We start from the raw sequence: 1,174 nt of genomic DNA on the forward strand, positions 1-1,174 counted from the left end.
GATCTGATCATAGATCTCCAGTTGACCGGCGTTGACGATGCCCATGGTCAGCCCGGCGCGGATCGCGTAGAGCAGGAACACCGAGTGAATCGCCTCACGCACCGGGTTGTTGCCACGGAACGAGAACGACACGTTGGACACGCCGCCGGAGCTCAGCGCGTACGGCAGCTCATCGCGGATGTAGGCGCAGGCGTTGATGAAGTCGACGGCGTAGTTGTTGTGCTCTTCGATGCCGGTGGCGACGGCGAAGATGTTCGGGTCGAAGATGATGTCTTCCGGCGGGAAGCCGACTTCGTTGACCAGAATGTCGTAGGAGCGTTTGCAGATTTCCTTTTTGCGCGCTTCGGTGTCGGCCTGACCGGCTTCGTCGAAGGCCATCACCACCACCGCAGCGCCGTAGCGCTTGCACAGTTTCGCGTGATGGATGAACTGCTCGACGCCTTCTTTCATGCTGATCGAGTTGACGATGCCCTTGCCCTGGATGCATTTGAGGCCGGCTTCAATGACTTCCCATTTCGACGAGTCGATCATGATCGGCACGCGCGAGATATCCGGTTCGCCGGCGATCAGATTGAGGAAGGTGACCATGGCCTTCTTCGAATCGAGCATGCCCTCGTCCATGTTGATGTCGATGATCTGCGCGCCGGCCTCGACCTGCTGCAGCGCGACTTCGAGGGCGTCGGTGTAGTTGTCTTCACGGATCAGGCGGGCGAATTTTGCCGAACCGGTGATGTTGGTGCGCTCGCCGACGTTGACGAACAGCGAGCTGCGATCGATGGTGAACGGCTCCAGACCCGACAGGCGGCAAGCCTTGGGGATGTCTGGAATCTGCCGCGGCGCATAACCGGCCACGGCTTTGGCGATGGCTTCGATGTGGCCCGGCGTGGTGCCGCAGCAACCGCCGACGATGTTGAGAAAACCGCTCTGGGCGAATTCTTCGATGACTTTGGCGGTTTGCGACGGCAGTTCGTCGTACTCGCCGAATTCATTCGGCAGGCCGGCGTTCGGGTGCGCGGATACGTGGGTGCTGGCCTTGTTCGACAGCTCTTCCAGGTACGGGCGCAGTTCGCTGGCGCCGAGGGCGCAGTTCAAGCCCACGGAAATCGGCTTGGCGTGGGCCACGGAGTTCCAGAACGCCTCGGTGGTCTGGCCGGACAGGGTACGACCGGAGGCG

Annotated in this window: 1 protein-coding gene; it reads right to left on the bottom strand. The window is 61.2% G+C overall.

Going from position 1 to position 1,174, the window contains the following annotated elements:
• Nucleotides 1-1,174: dihydropteroate synthase (locus OQK_RS31625; protein ID WP_038861603.1), on the bottom strand; the 1,174-nt coding region annotated here is incomplete at both ends.

The sequence above is a fragment of the Pseudomonas sp. R62 genome, from assembly GCF_000257605.1.
In the GTDB taxonomy this organism is placed as follows: domain Bacteria; phylum Pseudomonadota; class Gammaproteobacteria; order Pseudomonadales; family Pseudomonadaceae; genus Aquipseudomonas; species Aquipseudomonas atacamensis.